Genomic DNA, 18,028 nt, shown 5'->3' with positions numbered 1-18,028 from the left:
TCGAAACGGGAGGTTTCGGCGGCTTAATCAAAGAGGAGGAAGACCAATGAAAACTGCCGCAATGCTCAGCCTCGCCATGGGGCTTACCCTCGGCGCTGGCGCCGCCTTCGCCCAGGAAATCACCCTGCGCTCCGCCGACATCCATCCCGACGGCTACCCGACGGTCGATGCCGTGAAGTTCATGGGCGACCTGGTGAAAGAGCGCACGAACGGCCGCATCGTCATCCAGGTGATGAACAATGCAGCCCTGGGTTCGGAAAAGGACACGATCGAGCAGACCCGCTTCGGCGTGATCGACATGAACCGCGTCAACAGCGCGCCGTTCAACAATCTGGTACCGGAAACGGTTGTCTTCGGCCTGCCCTTCCTGTTCCGTGACGCCGACCACATGCACAAAGTGGTGGACGGCGAGATCGGCGACGAAGTGCTGGCTGCCTTTGAGCCGCATGGTCTGATCGGGCTTGCCTTCTACGATTCCGGCGCGCGATCCTTCTATTCGACGAAAAAGCCGATCCAGAGCCTGGCCGACCTCAAAGGCATGAAGGTTCGCGTCCAACAGTCCGATCTCTGGATCGCGATGATGGAAGCCTTCGGCGCCAACCCGACGCCGATGCCGTTCGGCGAGGTCTATTCGTCGCTCGAAACCGGCGTGGTTGACGCGGCCGAGAACAACTGGCCGTCGTATGAATCCTCGCGCCACTTCGAAGTTGCCAAGAACTATACGCTCACCGACCATTCGCTGACGCCGGAAATTCTGGCCATTTCGAAGGTCACCTGGGACAAGCTCACTCCGGAAGACCAGAAGGTCATCCGGGAAGCTGCCAAGGAATCGGTCGGCAAGATGCGTGAACTGTGGCAGGCACGCGAGAAGGCATCGGAAGAAAAAATCCGCGCATCCGGTGCCAACATCATCACGCCAAACAAGGATGAGTTCGCGGCCGCAATGCAGCCCGTCTATGACAAGTTCATCACGGATCCCAAGATGAAGGACCTCGTCGAGCGCGTCCGCGCCGTCAAGTGACATGCCATACCGGCCGCATCCCAGATGCGGCCGGTTTTCGTTTTTGCGGATTTCGGAGGAATCCATGTCGCGTTTCATGCAGGCCATTCGACCCGGGCTCCGGTGGCTGAGCCTCGCCTGCCTCTACCTTGCCGGGACGGGCCTGGTGCTGATGACCCTGATCATCGGCTGGCAGGTATTCGGCCGCTACGTCCTCAACGATACGCCGAGCTGGTCTGAACCGCTTTCGCTGCAACTGATGTCCTGGTTCATCCTGCTGGGTGCTGCCGTCGGTGTGCGTGAAAGCGTGCATCTGGGGCTGGATATCGTGCGCTACAACATGTCGCTTCGCGTTCAGCGCCTGATGGATCTGGTCAGCCTCGGGCTGATCTGCATCTTTGGCGGTGCAATGTCCTACTATGGCACGCAGTTGGCCGCGGGGACCTGGACGGCGCGGATCCCGGTCCTTGGATGGCCGGGCGGGATCGACTTCATCCCCCTGATCGCAGGTGGCGCGCTGATTTCAATCTTCGCGCTCGAACGCTTGATCGACACGTTTATTGCCCCGGTCGCCGCCATGTCGGACGATGCGGCAAACGCCGAGGTGCTCTGAATGGCCTATTCTATCCTCTTTGGCACATTCGCCATCCTGATGGCGCTCGGCATGCCCATTGCTTTCTGCCTCGGCGTCGCGTCGCTGGCGACGGTGCTCTATCTCGGCATCCCGCCCATCGTGATCTTCCAGCAGCTGAATTCCGGCATGAACATCTTCGCGATGATGGCGATCCCGTTCTTCATCTTCGCGGGCGACCTCATGGTGCGCGGCGGGATCGCCTTCCGGCTTGTGCGCTTCGCCTCCGGCTTCGTTGGCCATTTGCGCGGCGGCCTCGGACAGGTCAACATCGTATCCTCGATGCTTTTCGGCGGCATTTCGGGATCAGCCGTGGCCGATGCTTCGGCCATCGGTGGCCTGATGGTGCCGCAGATGGCCGCGCGCGGCTATGATCGCGGCTACGCCGTCAACGTGACGATCAGCTCGGCCTTGATCGCCCTTTTGATCCCGCCGTCGCACAACATGATCCTCTATTCGATCTCCGCGGGTGGCACCGTGTCGGTCGCAGACCTGTTCACGGCCGGCATCATTCCGGGCATCCTGCTGACCATCGCCCTGATGGTTACGGCCTATGTCGTGGCACGCAAACGCGGCTATCCCGCAGAGCCCTTCCCGGGCTTCGGCAAGCTGCTGGTCTTCTTCTTCGCCGCCTTGCCGGGGTTGTTGCTGATCGCAATCATCTTCGGCGGCGTCCGCTCAGGGGTGTTCACCGCCACTGAAAGTTCTTGCATCGCCGTCCTCTATGCCTTCCTCGTCGCGATCTTCGTTTATCGGGAGCTCAACTGGAGCGGCTTCGTGGAGGCCATACTGGGAGCCGTGAAAACGACCTCGCTTGTTCTTCTCGTCATCGGCATGGCTGCCGCCTTTGCCTGGCTGATGTCGTTCCTGCAGGTCCAGCTCACGCTCATCCAGCTGGTCAAGTCGATCTCGGACAATCCGATGGTCGTACTCTTCCTGATCACGATCGCACTGCTGGTGCTCGGCACTTTCATGGACATGGCCCCCCTTGTCATCATCACCACGCCGGTCTTCCTGCCGATCGTTCAGGCCTTCGGCATCGATCCGGTCCATTTCGGTGTCATCATGATCCTGAACGCCGGCATCGGGCTGATCACGCCGCCCGTGGGCACGGTGCTGTTTGTCGGCTGTGCCGTCGGCAAGATCTCGATCCGGGAAGCGATGGAGACCGTCTGGCCCTTCTTCGGAGCCTGCGTCGCGGTTCTGTTGATGGTGACATTCATCCCGGAACTCTCCCTGTGGCTACCCGCGCAGTTCAAGTGACTTTCCGTCCTCCCGAAGAAGACGCCTTGCAGGGGCTTCCGCCCCTGCTTTTTTTTCGCGATAGCTGACACTATGCGCCATCAGTGATGTCATTTTGCTCGCCAGATTGCGCATACTGTTAGATTATCGCCGTTTCGAGTTGCTGAGAGCATCGCTAGACTGGCCTCAGCTTCCTCTTCAATCGGTGGATCATGACAGCGCCAGCCCCTTCGGAAAAAGCCCTCGTCCCCTTTGTCAGCGTCGAGAACATGATGCGGCTCGTGCACCATATCGGGATCGAGCGGGTACTGAACGAACTCACCGACGTTATCGAAGCGGATTTCCGGCGCTGGGCGCTCTTCGACAAGACACCGCGAGTCGCCTCGCATTCGCGGGAAGGCGTGATCGAGCTGATGCCGACCTCTGACGGCGAGATCTATTCGTTCAAATATGTGAACGGCCACCCGAAGAACATGGCGGAGGGTCTGCAGACGGTCACCGCCTTCGGTCTGCTCGCCGACGTCTCGACCGGCTATCCTGTGCTATTGACGGAGATGACCCTGCTGACCGCGCTCAGAACGGCAGCGACGTCTGCCATGGCCGCGCGCCATCTGGCACCCAAGGGTGCCACCACCATGGCGATGATCGGCAATGGCGCCCAGGCGGAATTTCAGGCGCTGGCCATGAAGGCCGTGCTCGGGATTACCCATCTGAGGCTGTTCGACATCGACCCGAAGGCGACGGACAAGACCATCCGCAACCTTGAGGGCGCTGGCCTTCAGGTCACCGCCTGCACGACGTCACAAGCCGCGATCGAGGGTGCGCAGATCATCACCACCTGCACGGCCGACAAGCAGTATGCGACAATCCTCACCGACAACATGGTGGGGGCCGGTGTGCACATCAACGCGATCGGCGGAGACTGCCCCGGCAAGACCGAACTGCACCGCGACATTCTTTCCCGCGCCGACACATTCGTGGAATACCCGCCGCAGACGCGGATCGAAGGCGAGATCCAGCAGATGGATCCCGACTATCCCGTCACCGAACTCTGGCAGGTCGTGACCGGCGAGGCCGAGGGTCGGCGGAACGAGAAGCAGATCACCCTGTTCGATAGCGTCGGCTTCGCAATCGAGGATTTCTCGGCCCTCCGCTATGTACGCGAACGTGTCCGCAACACGGCCTTCTACCAGCCCGTGGACCTTATTGCCGACCCCGATGATCCGCGCGACCTGTTCGGCATGCTCCAGCGAGCCCGGGACTGAGAGCAGGCCTTCCGGCTCACGCCGGGCGAACCAGGATTTCCTCGGCTTCCTCGCCATCCATGGCAAGCACGCGCTTTGCCAGATCGAAGGCGAAGCCCTGGCGGGCGAAGGAGGCGATCTCCTTGCTCCAGCGGGCGTCGTCGGCTTCGATACCTGGCCGGCGGAAGGGGCCAAAAGCCTTTTTGCGGGCATAGACGACAGCTGAGCGCAGATCGTCCGCGTCAACAAGAACGGCCTCGACGATGCTACGATCAACCCCCTTCTCGGCCAGCTTTCGGGCAATCGCGCGCTTGGAACGGCCGCTGCGCGCCGCCGAATTCGCACGGATCTCGGCATAGTTCTGGTCGTCCAGCGCCTTCATGCTGCGCCCGAAGGAAAGGGCCGTCTCCGCCAGCGCATTCAGCTGCGCTTCACTAATATCCTCGAACTTACTGCGCGCCTTCCGCCTGATTGCGTCCGCGAGTTCGCGTTCCGTCATCATGCGCTTGGCGAGCCGGTAGGCAGCCGAGTTCTTTGCCCAGGCCAACATGCGTGGCGTGGGCTGATCTTCCGTGGCGTTCGACGGTTCGTCCATGGGTCCGGTTTTTCAACTTCGCGGGCGATCGTCAACAGCCATCTGGACCCTCTGGGTAGCTCAGTGAGACCGCAGCCATTCCGCAAGCTCGGCTTCGGCGCGCTCCAGGGCGCTATAGTTCAACAGCTTGCGCAGAAGCGCGACCGTCACCGCCCGGGCGCGCAGATTGAACCGCCCCTCATCACTGTCCTCGACCGACATCTGGTAGACGTCGAGCTTCTCGTAAAGCTGCTGCAGGCGGTTCTGGACACTGCGGATCGACAGGCCGCGGCGCCGCGCAATCGTGCGATCCGTCAGGCCGAGGGCGATATCGACGAGGATCTCGTATTCGCTGTCGCTGAAGCCTCTGACCTGACCGAGGCTCTTCTGCTGCATGCCGCGCACCTCGCGGTCGATGACGCACTGCGCCTCAACGAAGATGCTGCGCAGCGCGAGCCTCAGTCGCTCGTCGGAGGCTGATTTCAGCACGTAACCATAGGCCGCACCGTCCGGGACAATGCGGGAGACGCCGCGCACATAGGCCTCGTCCGAATAATTCGACCAGAAGAGGATGCGGGTATCCGGTCGCTCCTTCCAGATGGTGCGCGCAGCCTCGATGCCGTTGCGGGCGTTCATCTGCAGGTCCATGACGACATGGGCGGACTTGTGGTCGCGCGCCAGGCGCTCGCCTTCCACGCCGTTGCCGGCTTCGATGACCTTGTCGCATTCGGGAAGAGCAGCACAGACCGCCTCCAGCAGATAGGACCGATGCAGCGGATCGTCTTCGACGATGAGAACCTTCACTTCACGCCCTCCAGCAGTCCTGCTTTGGCGAGGGAGAGCGGCATCTGTACCCGCATGGCCGTCCCTTTCCCGTCGCGCGTGGCCCCCAGCGTCAGCTTGGCCGAAATCAGGCGCGCCCGTGTCACCATGTTTTCAATGCCGCCACCGGCACGACGGGGCGACCGCGGGAGGCCCTGCCCGTCATCTGCCACCTCGATGGTCAATGCGTTTGCCGCGCTCTTCATTTTCAGCTCAAGAACATTTGCATGAGCATGGCGCACGGCATTGTTGATCGCTTCCTGCGTGATGCGGAACAGGGCGATGCGGACCGACTGGTCGATTGTGTCGATCAGACCGTCGGTATCGTCGCTGAGGCTCCAGGCAAGCCGCGAGCCGTGGTCGCGTACGGCGCGGTCAAGATGGTTCTCGATGGCATGGGCGAAACCAAAGAGCTGCAACACCGAGGGCTTGGCCTCCTCGATGATTTCGCGAAGACCCTGCATGCAGTGCTGCAGGCCGCGTCCAACCGGCTCCAGCGCCTCGCCCTTGACCGCCCCTTCCTGCATCAACCGGTCAATGCGCCGCGACAGGCGGGTGAGATCGGCCAGCGTCTGATCGTGGAGATCCATGCCGATGCGCTGACGCTCACGTTCCAGCGCTTCGGTAAGGCTCAAGGCACCGGCCCGCAAGCCTTCCTCCCGCGCCCGTGCCTCCGCTTCGACAATCGCCGATTGCTTGGCCTGTTCGGCAGCTCTGAGCGCGAAGAAGTAGGGCGCCAGCAGGTCGGCGATCGACTGGGCGTTGGCCACGTCTTGCTCGGTGTAGAAACCGACCGCATGCGACGAGCAACTCAGCGCGCCAATCACTTCACCGCCGACCTTCAGCGGCACATGAATGCGGCTGCGCAGATTGTGTTCGAAGATCGGGCGGGTGAAGGGCGTGTCGACGTGGTAGCGCGTCTCTTGCTGGGCATCGGCTGTCAGGAGGAAGTCGATCTCCCCCCAGAGCAGGGCTCTGATCGGACTGCTTGCCACTGGCGCTGGTGTGGTTTGTCCCCAAAACGTATCGAGGCCTGTTTCATAAGCCGTGTGGTAGAGGCCATTGACCATGGTGATGCAGACATCGAGGTGGTCATGCGGAACGATGTGCGATACTTCGACGCCCACGGCCTTGATGGCAGAGCGAAAATCGAGCTGGCCGGCCAGGAGCCTGGATATGCCGAGATAGTGATCGAGCAGCGCTGACGGCGCGATCTTGAGCATGATGTCCTCCTCGCGGCCACTCCCACGGCCACATCTCCTTCATAACACATCTCGATAGGGTGGTCGTCTTGCGGAATCCCGCAAGACTTTGCGTAGATCCCGCAAACGTCCTGCCGCGCTCGATCTGTACAGATGTCGCCGTTCGCTCCATCCTGATCCTGCCGAGAAGAGGAACTCGGCGGGGAATTCAGACCGGGCCACGTCCGGCTGTTTGGAGGAAACCGGGGCCAAGAGCGCCGGACAACAGGGAGTGAGATCATGAAGACCAGCAAAACCCTTCTGGCGAGCGCGGCACTGTGCCTTCTCGCCACATCCATGCCCGCAATGGCCGACACTTCGGGCAAGAAGATTGCCCTGTCGAACAACTATGCCGGAAACTCCTGGCGCCAGGCCATGCTGACCAGCTGGGAAAAGGTGACCGGCGAGGCCGTCAAAGCCGGACAGGTCGCAGCAGCCGACGCCTTCACCACCGCCGAAAATCAGGCGACCGAGCAGGCCGCCCAGATCCAGAACATGATCCTGCAGGGTTATGATGCCATCGTCATCAACGCCGCCTCTCCGACGGCGCTCAACGGTGCCGTCAAGGAAGCCTGTGATGCCGGCATCACCGTCGTCTCGTTCGATGGCATCGTGACCGAACCGTGCGCCTGGCGCATCGCGGTGGACTTCAAGGAAATGGGTCGCAGCCAGGTCGAATACCTTTCCGGCAAGCTGCCGCAGGGCGGCAACCTGCTCGAAATCCGCGGCCTCGCCGGCGTCTTTGTCGACGACGAGATCTCGGCCGGCATCCATGCCGGTGTCGAGCAGTTCCCGCAGTTCAAGATCGTCGGCTCTGTCCATGGTGACTGGGCACAGGACGTCGCCCAGAAAGCTGTCGCCGGCATTCTGCCCAGCCTGCCGGAACTCGCCGGTGTTGTGACCCAGGGCGGCGACGGCTACGGGGCCGCGCAGGCCATCGCATCTGCCAACCGCCCGATGCCCGTGATCGTCATGGGCAACCGAGAAGACGAGCTGAAATGGTGGAAGGAACAGAAGGATGCGAACGGCTACGAGACCATGTCGGTCTCGATTGCGCCCGGCGTTTCCACGCTTGCCTTCTGGGTCGCCCAGCAGATCCTCGACGGCAAGGACGTGAAGAAGGACCTCGTCGTACCCTTCCTGCGCATCGATCAGGACAACCTTGAAGCCAACCTGGCCAATACCCAGGCCGGCGGCGTTGCCAATGTCGAGTATTCGCTCGAGGACGCCCAGAAGGTGATTGCTTCCGCCATGTAATCGACCGGAAACCTCCCCAGACCGTCCGGCCTTCGGGTCGGGCGGTGTGGGGGACATCCCTTGGCGAACGAAGCAAAGAGTGAATCAGTATGAGTGTCATGCTCGATAAGGGCGATGGACGGCCCGTCGTCAGCGTTACCGATGCAAGAGTGAGTTTCGGCGCGGTCAAGGCGCTCGACGGCGTCACGCTGGAGATCGGCGCGGGAGAGTGCATCGGCCTGGTCGGCCATAACGGTGCAGGGAAATCCACTATCGTCAATGTCATCAATGGCGGATTGGCCCCGCATCAAGGCGCCATTCAATATGGTCACGGCAGCGGAGGCCACAGCATCAATGCGGCTCGCGATGCCGGTATTCGCTGCGTCTTTCAGGAATTGTCGCTCTGCCCAAACCTGACGATCGTCGAGAATACCCGGGTCATGCATCGCAGTCTGAAGGGCTGGGGCTGGCGCAAGCGGGGCGCTGCCCTGATCGAGAGCAAACTCCAGGAAATCTTTCCAGGTCATTCCATCGACTGCCACGACGCGGTCGGCTCACTGACCATCGCGGAACGCCAGATGGTGGAGATCGCGATCACGTTCTGTGAGATCGGCAGTCCTGTCCGTCTCGTCATCCTCGACGAACCGACTTCGTCGCTGGACACGCGCCTTGCCGAGCAACTGCTCGCCTATGTCGAGCGCTTCGTCCGAGACGGTGGCTCTATCCTCTTCATCTCGCACATCCTCGGAGAGATCCTGTCGGTCTCCAGCCGCATCGTGGTGATGAAGGACGGCAGGGTCGTGAGCCAAAGACCGGCTGAGGAGTTTTCGGAACACGGACTGATCGAGGCGATGGGCAGTGTGGTGAAGTCGCGCGAGGCGCGCACGAACGTGCAGAAGACGAGCACCGCTAGTGTGCTTGCCGCACCGCCGGTGCGCGGACGCGGCCTCCCCTTCCAGGCAATGAAGGGCGAGATCGTCGGTTTCGCCGGTCTCGGCGGCCACGGCCAGACCGATATGCTGGTCGGCCTCTTCGAATCCCGGACCGGTAACTGGCTGCGGGCCGGCAATCCTGAAGTTGCCTTCGTCGCCGGCGACCGGGCGGTCAACGGCACCTTCGCGCTATGGAGCATTCTGAGAAACCTCAGCATCGGCATCCTGCCGGACCTGTCGCGGCTGCAGACCCTGGATTTCACACGGGAAGAGGCGCTGGGGCAGACCTGGAAGGACCGGATCGGGATCCGCACACCCGACATGAACAATCCGATCCTTTCGCTTTCCGGCGGCAATCAGCAGAAGGTTCTTTTCGCACGGGCCCTGGCCAGCCGCGCACCCGTGGTTCTGATGGACGATCCTATGCGTGGCGTCGATTTCGGCACCAAACAGGAGGTCTATGCGATCCTTCGCCGGGAAGCCGATGCCGGGCGAACCTTCGTCTGGTACTCGACAGAAATGGACGAGGTCTGCCTCTGCGACCGCGTCTACGTGTTCAACATCGGCATGATCGTTGCCGAACTGACAGGCGACGATGTGACGGAGGAAAACATCCTATCGGCTTCATTTCAGGAGGCCGCATGACGAAGTTCCTCTCGGGCGACGGCCTGCGCCTCCTGATCCCGGCACTCTCGCTCGTCGGTTTGCTCGCGGCCATTTTCTATCTCCAGCCGCGGGCGATGAGCTATACCGGGCTCAACCTTCTGTTCAATCTGGCTGTCCCGATCGCACTGGCGACGATCGCCCAGATGTTGATCATGACGGTCAACGATCTTGATCTCTCGATGGGCACCTTTGTCAGCTTCGTCGCCTGCGTGACGGCGACCTTTCTGCAATCGTCTCCCCTGCTCGGCGTCGTCATTCTCATGGGGGCGATCGGAGCCTATGCCCTTATCGGCGTGCTTATCCACCTCAGGGACCTGCCATCCATCGTGGTCACCCTCGGCATGAGCTTCGTCTGGGGCGGGCTCGCAGTGCTGATCCTGCCATCGCCTGGCGGCGCGGCACCCGGCTGGATCCGGGCGATCATGACCGTCAAGCCGCCGCTTGTCCCCATGGCGATCGTCGCCAGCGTTCTGATCGCTGTTGTCAGCCACTACCTGATCATGCGTTCATCCTTCGGCGTGGTTCTCCGCGGGGTCGGTGGCAATCCACGATCAGTCGCTCGGGCCGGATGGTCGATCATCGGTGCCCGCGCGGCGGTCTATGGCTTTGCGGCGTTCTTTGCCGTTCTGGCCGGCATGGCGCTGGTGGGGCTGACAACGTCCGCCGACGCCAATATCGCACTCCGCTACACACTGCTCTCCATTGCCGGCGTCATCCTCGGCGGCGGCGAATTCGTCGGCGGGCGTGTCTCGCCGATCGGTGCCGTTATCGGCGCGCTGACGCTGACGCTCGCGGGGTCTTTCCTTTCATTCCTGCGGATCTCGCCAGACTGGCAGATCGGCGCGCAAGGTGCGATCCTGATCCTTGTCCTGACGCTGCGTCTTGCGCTTAACCGCGCAGAAGGCAGGAAGGGGAAATCATGACCAAGTTCATTTCCACCCTTTTTGCCCGAACCTGGATCTGGTCCTTTATTGCAACGGCCTGCGTCTTCCTGGTGACCATTCTCTTCACGGGCGGGGCGAGCACCGTGGGACTTGCCCAGGCCGCGCTGACCTTCGGCGCCTTTTCCGTGCTGGTCGGTCTCGGACAGATGCTGGTGATCACGCTTGGCCCCGGCAATATTGACCTTTCGGTTCCCGCGAACATGACGCTCGCCGCGACGGTTTCGCTGAAGGTGATGAATGTCGAGAACAGCATGATCCTGACGGGCCTGCTGGTCGCGATCGGCGTCGGACTGGCGATTGGTCTGGGTAATTACACACTGATCAAGCTTCTGCGGATACCGCCGATCATCGCAACACTGTCGATGAGCTTCATCGTGCAGTCGACAGCGATCTGGACGAATCGGGGGCTTCGCATCAAGCCGCCAGGCTGGCTCGCGGACTTCACCACCTCATCGACTATTGGCGTACCGAATGTCGCGCTCGTCGCCTTCGCCCTCTCGGTCATCGTCTGGTACGTGATCAACCGCACGGTCTATGGCCGCTCGATCGCTGCGGTTGGCCAGAGCATTCGCGCCGCCCGCATGGCCGGCATACCGATCGACGGCACGCGGCTTGTCACCTACCTGCTCTGCGCCGTGCTTGCCGCCCTGTGCGGCTACCTGCTGGCCAGTTTCTCCGGCGGGGCCGCCCTCAACATGGGCACGGAATATCTCCTGATGTCGATCGCCGTCGTCGTCATCGGCGGCACGGCGGTTGCCGGTGGAAACTCGAATGTTCCGGGGATATGGGGCGCCTCCCTTTTCATGTTCCTGGTCGTTTCGATGCTGAATACCTATGGCTTCGGAGCAGGCATCCGCCTCATTCTCACCGGTCTCATCATCATCGCCGTCATCACGCTGCCGACCACGCGCAGCACCGGAAAAACCTGAAGCTATGTCAGGACTGCCCCCATGGAAAACCCGATTTACGAAATCCGAGACCCCCGCTTTTGCGATTTGCTTGTTTCCAGCGCCGCCCTCGATGAGCTCTATACGGGCTGCCGATGGGCCGAGGGGCCGGTCTGGTTCGCCGATGGCGGCTATCTGCTGTTCAGCGACATTCCGAACAAGCGGGTTCTACGCTGGATCGAAGGCGGTGGAACCTCGGTCTATCGCGCGCCGTCACATTTCATCAACGGGAACACCCGCGACCTGGAAGGACGGCTCGTCTCGTGCGAACACGGCGGACGCCGCGTCATCCGCACCGAGATCGACGGCACGATCACGACGCTCGCCGACCGCCATGCCGGCAAGCGGTTGAATTCTCCCAACGACGTGGTGGTGAAATCGGACGGCAGCATTTGGTTCAGCGACCCGTCCTACGGCATTCTCTCGGATTATGAGGGCTACAAGGCCGATGAGGAGCAGGCGAGCCGCAACGTCTACAGGCTTGATCCCGCCACCGGCGAACTCACCGTCATGGTTGACGATTTTCTGCAACCGAATGGTCTCTGCTTCTCGCCGGATGAGCGCCTGCTCTACGTCGCCGATTCCGGCGCCAGCCACAAGCCAGATGCGCCGCGCCAAATCCGTGTGTTCGATGTCACGGATGGGAAACGGCTGACGCATGGGCGGGTCTTTGCCCATATCGACAAGGGCATTCCTGACGGCATGCGGACGGATGTGGAAGGAAACCTATGGTCGAGTGCTGCTGACGGCGTGCATTGCTTCCATCCCGACGGCACGCTGCTCGGCAAGATCCTGGTGCCGCAGACGGTTGCCAACCTGACCTTCGGCGGGCCGCGCAAGAACCGCCTGTTCATCACCGCGACGACCTCGCTTTATGCGATCTACACCACGACGCGGGGGGCGCAGGTGCCTTAAATCGGATCTCGCATTGGCGGCTGCGCTTCGCCCGGCACCAACTGCAGTCTTACGTCCTCGACGCGGTATAGGCACGCCTTCTGGCGATGACGCGGGTGCTCCGGCAGGCGGTCAGACTGGGCCGTATCCGTCGCCAGCGCGAAGCTGCAAGTCCCGGCGCGAAAGTGGCAGCCGAGCCGGACGAGAAACCACCGGAGACGACGTCCGCGCCCAACACCGAGCGATCGGGGGGCGATTGATTGCGGCATTCGTTGGATGAGGGAGACGCGGCGCTTGTGGTCGTTGCGCGATCATGGCAGGAAGCCAGACGAAGGCCTGACAGACAGAATGAGAGAACCCAGAATGTCGAACGTCATCAAGTTCGAGCGTCCGCCGGAGAACAAGCCGCCGAAGCCGAAGAAGGCACTTTCCCTGACGGCGCGCAGGATTCTGATCTGGGCCGGCATTGCTGCCGCATTCCTTCTTGCCTGGGGCTATTTCACCTTCTTCGGCGCAGGTGCCACGCCCGCCTGAGCGGTCTCAACCTCCTTACACCGCCGTCATCCGCCTGTGGCCGCATCCGCCACCAGTGCGCCGCGAGCGCCGATCACCCTCGACGCAAGCAGTGCTCCCGCCGTGATCGCATCCGGAGTGGACGCACCGCGCAGTTCGGCAGCGAGGTAACCCGCATTGAAGCTGTCTCCGGCAGACGTCGTGTCCACCACCCGCTCGGCCTTTGGAATGGACAGAGTGCCTATCACGCCATCACCGCCCTGATAGGTCACGTCTCCTGCGCCATTCTTGACGATCACGCGCCGCGCGCCTTCAGCGACATAGCGTTTGACTGTGGCTGCGGGATCGCTGTCGCCGAACCAGGTCGCTTCGTCATCGAAGGACGGCAGGCAGAGGTCGCTGATGGCTGCTGCGCGGTGGATCCATCCGCGCATGATTTCGGCATTCTCCCAGAGACGGGGCCTGAGGTTGGGATCGAAGACGACGGTGCCGCCGCGCCCGGCGAACTGGCGCAATGCCTCGATCAGCGCAATACGATCCTGGTTCGCCAGGATCCCCAGCGTGATGCCAGACCAATAGGCGACATCGGCACCATCAAGCGCGCGGATCAGGGCCGCGGGATCGCTGGCCAGCTGTCTGGCTGCACTGTCGTTGCGCCAATAGGTGAAGCTGCGCTCCCCATCCTTGAGCGTGATATAGTAAAGCCCGATGGTCTTGTCGGCGAGTCGGCGAATGTGGTCCGTCCCAATGCCTTCAGCATTGATGAATTCCACCATCCGGTCGGAAAGCCCGTCCGTACCGACCGCAGAGACGTAATCGATCTGCCAGTCCGGTCCCAGGCTCCGGCGCAGGTAGTAGGCGGTGTTCAGCGTGTCGCCCGCAAACCCCATGCCGAGTGTGCCGGGCGCACCGGTTTCCGAAAGCTCCCCCATGCATTCGCCTATCGACGCGATCCGTGCCATGCCTTGCCCTCTCCGTTGTCCATATTCCGCTTAGCGCGCCAGGCAGCCGCAGTCGACGGGGTACCCGCAAAATCTTGTGAAGGGCCCGGTCAGTTTCATGAACTATCGACGAGGGACTGGATCCCGCGGCTCGAAACACTGCAGCGCACCCGGGAGAGGCGATTGCGCGCCGGTCAGGATGATGGTGCGAGGAGAAAACTCCACGATTGCGCAGACCTAGAGGACGGAGAAGCCCCCGTCACTTCTCGGCACAAATGGCGTAACGGTGCTGCGTCGCCCGCTCGAGCCCCTTGAAGAAGGAGAAATTCTCGCGCTGCGCCCGGTGGATCGCCGACATGTCCCGGTCGATCGTGACCTTGGAGAACCCGGCCTCCTTCAGCAGGGCCGCTACAGCGTCGGCATGCGCGCCGTTGGAGAAATGCACGCGAGAGAGAATGCTGCTATGCGTCGCCGCCATCTCGGAATTCGGTGCGCCATGCATCGCATCCCCGGCGAGACCGAGACGGCCGGCCAAGGCCGTTAATCGCTTCACGAGCCTGGTCAGAATCGACGTGTTGACGAAGTCGCCGTCGACGATCAGCACCTTGCCGCCTGCTTTGAGCACCCGGTGCCACTCGCGAAAGCAGGCAAGCGGATCGACGAGGGTCCAGACGAGATGACGGTTTGTGATCACGTCATAGGTGTCGTCGGATTCCATGGTCCTCTCGGCGTCCCCCATCAGGAAACGGATCTGGCGGCCACGAGCCTTGGCCTTCGCGCGCGCCCGTTCGAGCATGGGCTCGGCCCAATCCAGTCCGGTGACCTTGAAACCAACATCATCCAGAAGATGGGAGATCACAGCCGTGCCACAGGCGAGATCGAGTGCAGCGCGCCCCTCTCCCGGACCGAGGTGCTTGCGCAACAGCGCGTGCCAGGCTGCCCTCTCGTCTTCGGAGAAGATCTCGTGACCGGGCTGGCTGTCGAAGGTTTCGGCCCTGAGGGACCAGTAGGCCTTGATCTCATCGCGCAGGTCACGGTTTGAAATGGTGCTAACGGCTTGCATAGGCTGGATCTTTCGCAACGGGTCGATGAGGCTGGAACACTTCTAAAAGATATTTCTTGACTGTTAAAGTCATAAAATCATAGTTCACCCCACAATCACAAGCAGGAGAACTGATCGTGTTCAAGATGGAGAAGGTGGCGTCTGCCGCCGCGATTTCGCTCGTCCTTTTTTCAGGCGTCGCGCTGGCTGGCGAGACGGTCAAGATCAAGGACATCGCCGGCCGTGAGGTGGAAGTCAGCGTTCCCGTGGAGCGCGTCATTCTGGGCGAAGGTCGTCAAATCTACTTCACCGCGGCCCTCGACACCGACAATCCCTTCGGCCGCGTCATCGGCTGGCGTGACGACTTCAAGAAGGCCGATCTCGACGGCTACAATATCTACCTGAAGAAATATCCGGAGATGGAAAAGATCCCGACCTTCGGCGGCATGAAGGACGGCACTTTCGATATCGAGCAGGCGGTCGCGCTGAAACCCGATGTCATCATCATGAACACGGAAGCCAAATCCGCGACGGAAGAGAGCGGCTACATCGAGAAGCTTGCTGCCGTCGGTATTCCGCTCGTCTATATCGACTTCCGCGAAAAGCCGATGGAACACACCGATGATTCCATGCGCATCATCGGCAAGCTCTTCGGCAAGGAAGAGCGCGCCGAGGAGTTCGTGAAGTTTCACGACGCGCAGATCGCCCGCGTCACCGACGTCCTCGCCGACCAGGCCGACCTCAAGAAGCCGGTCGTTTTCATCGAAAGAGCCGGCGGCTATTCGGACGATTGCTGCATGTCCTTCGGCAACGAGAATTTCGGCAAGATGGTCGAACTCGCTGGTGGCGTGAACATGGCGAAGGACTTCATTCCGGGCACCTTCGGGACCGTCAATCCGGAGCAGATCATCGCCTCGAACCCGGATCAGGTCATCGTGACCGGCTCCAATTGGGAGCTCTATGTACCCAGCGGCAAGTGGGTCGGCGTCGGCCCGGGTGCCGATGAGGCGGAAGCCGCCCGCAAGCTCGCCGAACTGATGAAACGCCCCGGCTTCACGGACATCAAGGCGGTGACGGATGGCAATGTGCACGCCATCTGGCACCAGTTCTACAACAGCCCCTACCAGTTCGTGGCCGTGCAGCAGATTGCCAAGTGGCTGCATCCGGACCTGTTTCAGGACCTCGACGCGGACGCGACTTTCAAGGAAATGCATGAGCGCTTCCTGCCGGTCGATTATCACCCCGGCTACTTCGCCTCGGTGAAGACCGGTTCCTGATACCGATCCGGCCGGCGGACAACCGCCGGCCGCCTGCGCTCAAGGGCGTGAGAGACAGGAAGAATTCATGGCTACCACCGTCGAAACGGCCCACCCGGCCTCAAGCGACACCTATCGCAGCCTCACGGCAAAACGCCTGGCGATCCTCGCCGGGCTTTCACTCTGCCTGGTGCTGTCGGTTGCGGTCGACATGGCCTTTGGACCCGCACGCTATACGCTGTCCGAGGTCATCTCGACGATCTGGGATCCTGCCTCAGCCGGGAACCAGTTGCGTGTGGTGATCTGGGACATCCGCATGCCGATCGCGCTGATGGCGGTCACCGTCGGAGCATGCCTGTCGTTGGCTGGCGCGCAGATGCAGACGATCCTTGCCAATCCGCTCGCCTCCCCCTTCACGCTCGGCATTTCGGCAGCTGCCGGCTTTGGCGCGGCGCTCGGGCTGGTCGCCGGTGTCGCCGTCTTTCCGGCGGCCGTGCAATACATGGTGCCGATCAACGCCTTCCTGATGGCGATGCTCGCTTCTCTCTTCATCTATGGTGTGTCGACCATGCGGGGCGTCACCGTGGAAACCATCGTGCTGCTCGGCATAGCGCTCGTCTTCACCTTCAACGCGCTGCTGTCACTGCTCGAATATCTCGCCTCGGAACAGGCCCTTGCGGCCGTGGTTTTCTGGACCATGGGCTCACTGACCAAGGCGACCTGGGGCAAGGTGGCCGTGACATTCGCAGTCCTCGTCTTCAGCGTTCCGCTGTTTGCGCGCCGCGCCTGGGCCCTGACGGCGCTGAGGCTTGGTGACGACAAGGCCGCCTCCTTCGGTGTCAACGTCCGCTCGCTCAGGCTCCAGACGATGCTGCTCGTCAGCCTGCTGGCGGCCATCCCGGTCTCCTTCGTCGGCACGATCGGCTTCATCGGACTTGTCGGTCCGCATATCGCGCGCATGCTGCTCGGCGAAGACCAGCGGTTTTTCCTGCCCGGCTCCATTCTCTGTGGCGCGCTGCTGCTTTCCGTGACGTCCGTGGTCTCGAAGGTGCTGATCCCCGGGGCGATCATGCCGATCGGCGTGATCACAGCACTCGTCGGGGTGCCCTTCTTCTTCTCCCTGATTTTCACCAACAGGAGACGCGCATGGTAGCCCTCAGGCTCGAAGCGGTGGGTGCACAGTATGGCCGCCACCGCGTCTTCAGCGACATTACCACCGGAGACATTGCAGGCGGCGTGCTGACAGCCGTCATCGGCCCCAATGCTGCGGGCAAGTCGACGCTGTTCAAGCGGATTGCGGGCCTGCTCAACGGAGACGGCGTGGTCCATCTCTCCGGCGAGGAAAGCCTTCGGCCGATCTGTTACATGCCGCAGGATACCGGCGCCAATGCGGTGCTTACCGTCTATGAAAGCGTGCTGCTCGCCTCCAAGCAGGGATCTGGCTGGAAGGTCGCCGATGGCGAGCTTGAGGAGATCGACCGCATCCTGGCTTCGCTCAGGATTTCAGACCTCGCCTTCCGCGACCTCGGCGAGCTCTCCGGTGGCCAGCGACAGCTGGTTGCCATCGCCCAGGCGCTCGTGCGCAAGCCGGAGGTTCTGCTGATGGACGAACCGACGTCGGCGCTCGACCTTTTCCGGCAGGTCGAAGTCTTGCAGTTTACGCGCGATCTGGCACGCCGGAGCGGGATCGCGGTCCTGATCGCCCTGCATGATCTCAATCATGCCATGCGCTACTGCGAACACGCGCTCGTGGTCGCAGATGGGCGATTGATCGCGAGCGGTGCGACTTCAGATGTGATCACCCCTTCCCTGCTTCGGGATGTGTATCGGGTCGATGCGCGCATCGAGGCCTGCACGCAAGGCCGACCTCTCGTCATCGTGGACGCGGCTCTGGCATAGACCA

The 18,028-nt window shown here is 61.8% G+C and carries 18 protein-coding genes; 13 read left to right on the top strand and 5 right to left on the bottom strand.

The window, feature by feature from the left end; translation table 11 throughout:
* Window positions 1–46 precede the first annotated feature (46 nt).
* The 4 genes from QTL56_RS18250 (at window position 47) to ocd (ending at window position 4,138) form a co-directional block, all read left to right on the top strand.
* Window positions 47–1,021 carry a TRAP transporter substrate-binding protein gene (locus QTL56_RS18250; protein WP_245134648.1) on the top strand — a complete coding sequence of 325 codons (975 nt, stop codon included), beginning with the start codon at window positions 47–49 and terminating at the stop codon, window positions 1,019–1,021.
* A gap of 64 nt (window positions 1,022–1,085) precedes the next feature.
* Complete coding sequence (locus QTL56_RS18245; protein ID WP_229573174.1) at window positions 1,086–1,613, top strand: TRAP transporter small permease; 528 nt, start codon at window positions 1,086–1,088, stop codon at window positions 1,611–1,613.
* Window positions 1,614–2,894: a TRAP transporter large permease gene (locus tag QTL56_RS18240; RefSeq protein WP_245134646.1), complete on the top strand. Its 1,281-nt coding sequence runs from the start codon at window positions 1,614–1,616 to the stop codon at window positions 2,892–2,894.
* Between the two features lie 191 nt (window positions 2,895–3,085).
* Window positions 3,086–4,138, top strand: a complete 1,053-nt coding sequence (ocd, locus tag QTL56_RS18235; RefSeq protein ID WP_245134645.1) for an ornithine cyclodeaminase — start codon at window positions 3,086–3,088, stop codon at window positions 4,136–4,138.
* Between the two features lie 16 nt (window positions 4,139–4,154).
* Here ocd and QTL56_RS18230 read toward each other — a convergent pair whose 3' ends face one another.
* Genes QTL56_RS18230 through QTL56_RS18220 form a run of 3 tightly spaced genes read right to left on the bottom strand, consistent with a single transcriptional unit; the run spans window position 4,155 to window position 6,736 of the window.
* Complete coding sequence (locus tag QTL56_RS18230; protein ID WP_245134643.1) at window positions 4,155–4,712, bottom strand: regulatory protein RecX; 558 nt, start codon at window positions 4,710–4,712, stop codon at window positions 4,155–4,157.
* Window positions 4,713–4,772: 60 nt separating this feature from the next.
* Window positions 4,773–5,495, bottom strand: coding sequence for a response regulator transcription factor (locus tag QTL56_RS18225; RefSeq protein ID WP_245134641.1), 723 nt, complete (start codon window positions 5,493–5,495; stop codon window positions 4,773–4,775).
* Window positions 5,492–6,736, bottom strand: coding sequence for a GAF domain-containing sensor histidine kinase (locus tag QTL56_RS18220; RefSeq protein WP_245134640.1), 1,245 nt, complete (start codon window positions 6,734–6,736; stop codon window positions 5,492–5,494). Before QTL56_RS18220 ends, QTL56_RS18225 begins: the two co-directional genes overlap by 4 nt.
* Window positions 6,737–6,994: 258 nt before the next feature.
* Here QTL56_RS18220 and QTL56_RS18215 point away from each other — a divergent pair, with 258 nt between their 5' ends.
* From QTL56_RS18215 to QTL56_RS18190, 6 genes are all read left to right on the top strand, one after another.
* Window positions 6,995–8,011 carry an ABC transporter substrate-binding protein gene (locus tag QTL56_RS18215; protein ID WP_245134638.1) on the top strand — a complete coding sequence of 339 codons (1,017 nt, stop codon included), beginning with the start codon at window positions 6,995–6,997 and terminating at the stop codon, window positions 8,009–8,011.
* An 89-nt stretch (window positions 8,012–8,100) separates the two neighbouring features.
* A complete protein-coding gene (locus QTL56_RS18210) occupies window positions 8,101–9,567 on the top strand; it encodes an ATP-binding cassette domain-containing protein (RefSeq protein WP_245134636.1) in 1,467 nt (488 codons plus the stop codon).
* Window positions 9,564–10,511 (top strand): ABC transporter permease, encoded by a 948-nt coding sequence (locus QTL56_RS18205; RefSeq protein WP_245134634.1) that lies wholly within the window; start codon window positions 9,564–9,566, stop codon window positions 10,509–10,511. Before QTL56_RS18210 ends, QTL56_RS18205 begins: the two co-directional genes overlap by 4 nt.
* Window positions 10,508–11,461 carry an ABC transporter permease gene (locus tag QTL56_RS18200; RefSeq protein ID WP_245134632.1) on the top strand — a complete coding sequence of 318 codons (954 nt, stop codon included), beginning with the start codon at window positions 10,508–10,510 and terminating at the stop codon, window positions 11,459–11,461. The genes QTL56_RS18205 and QTL56_RS18200 overlap by 4 nt, the downstream gene beginning before the upstream one ends.
* A 21-nt stretch (window positions 11,462–11,482) precedes the next feature.
* On the top strand, window positions 11,483–12,394 hold the full coding sequence (locus tag QTL56_RS18195) for an SMP-30/gluconolactonase/LRE family protein (RefSeq protein ID WP_245134630.1): 912 nt from the start codon (window positions 11,483–11,485) through the stop codon (window positions 12,392–12,394).
* Between the two features lie 342 nt (window positions 12,395–12,736).
* Entirely contained in the window at window positions 12,737–12,907 is a 171-nt protein-coding gene (locus QTL56_RS18190; protein WP_229573193.1) for a hypothetical protein, read from the top strand.
* Between the two features lie 26 nt (window positions 12,908–12,933).
* On the opposite strand, the gene QTL56_RS18185 is transcribed toward QTL56_RS18190, so the two are convergent.
* Entirely contained in the window at window positions 12,934–13,848 is a 915-nt protein-coding gene (locus QTL56_RS18185) for a sugar kinase (RefSeq protein WP_229573194.1), read from the bottom strand.
* Between the two features lie 238 nt (window positions 13,849–14,086).
* Window positions 14,087–14,890, bottom strand: coding sequence for a class I SAM-dependent methyltransferase (locus tag QTL56_RS18180; RefSeq protein WP_245134628.1), 804 nt, complete (start codon window positions 14,888–14,890; stop codon window positions 14,087–14,089).
* 125 nt (window positions 14,891–15,015) lie between these two features.
* Here QTL56_RS18180 and QTL56_RS18175 point away from each other — a divergent pair, with 125 nt between their 5' ends.
* From QTL56_RS18175 to QTL56_RS18165, 3 genes are all read left to right on the top strand, one after another.
* Complete coding sequence (locus QTL56_RS18175) at window positions 15,016–16,146, top strand: ABC transporter substrate-binding protein (RefSeq protein ID WP_229573886.1); 1,131 nt, start codon at window positions 15,016–15,018, stop codon at window positions 16,144–16,146.
* A 67-nt stretch (window positions 16,147–16,213) separates the two neighbouring features.
* Window positions 16,214–17,278 (top strand): FecCD family ABC transporter permease, encoded by a 1,065-nt coding sequence (locus QTL56_RS18170; protein WP_245134626.1) that lies wholly within the window; start codon window positions 16,214–16,216, stop codon window positions 17,276–17,278.
* Window positions 17,272–18,024, top strand: a complete 753-nt coding sequence (locus QTL56_RS18165) for an ABC transporter ATP-binding protein (RefSeq protein ID WP_229573203.1) — start codon at window positions 17,272–17,274, stop codon at window positions 18,022–18,024. The genes QTL56_RS18170 and QTL56_RS18165 overlap by 7 nt, the downstream gene beginning before the upstream one ends.
* Window positions 18,025–18,028 lie beyond the last annotated feature (4 nt).

It is taken from the genome of Peteryoungia algae, from assembly GCF_030369675.1.
Lineage (GTDB): Bacteria > Pseudomonadota > Alphaproteobacteria > Rhizobiales > Rhizobiaceae > Allorhizobium > Allorhizobium algae.
This window is presented reverse-complemented; position numbering and strand designations above follow the sequence as displayed.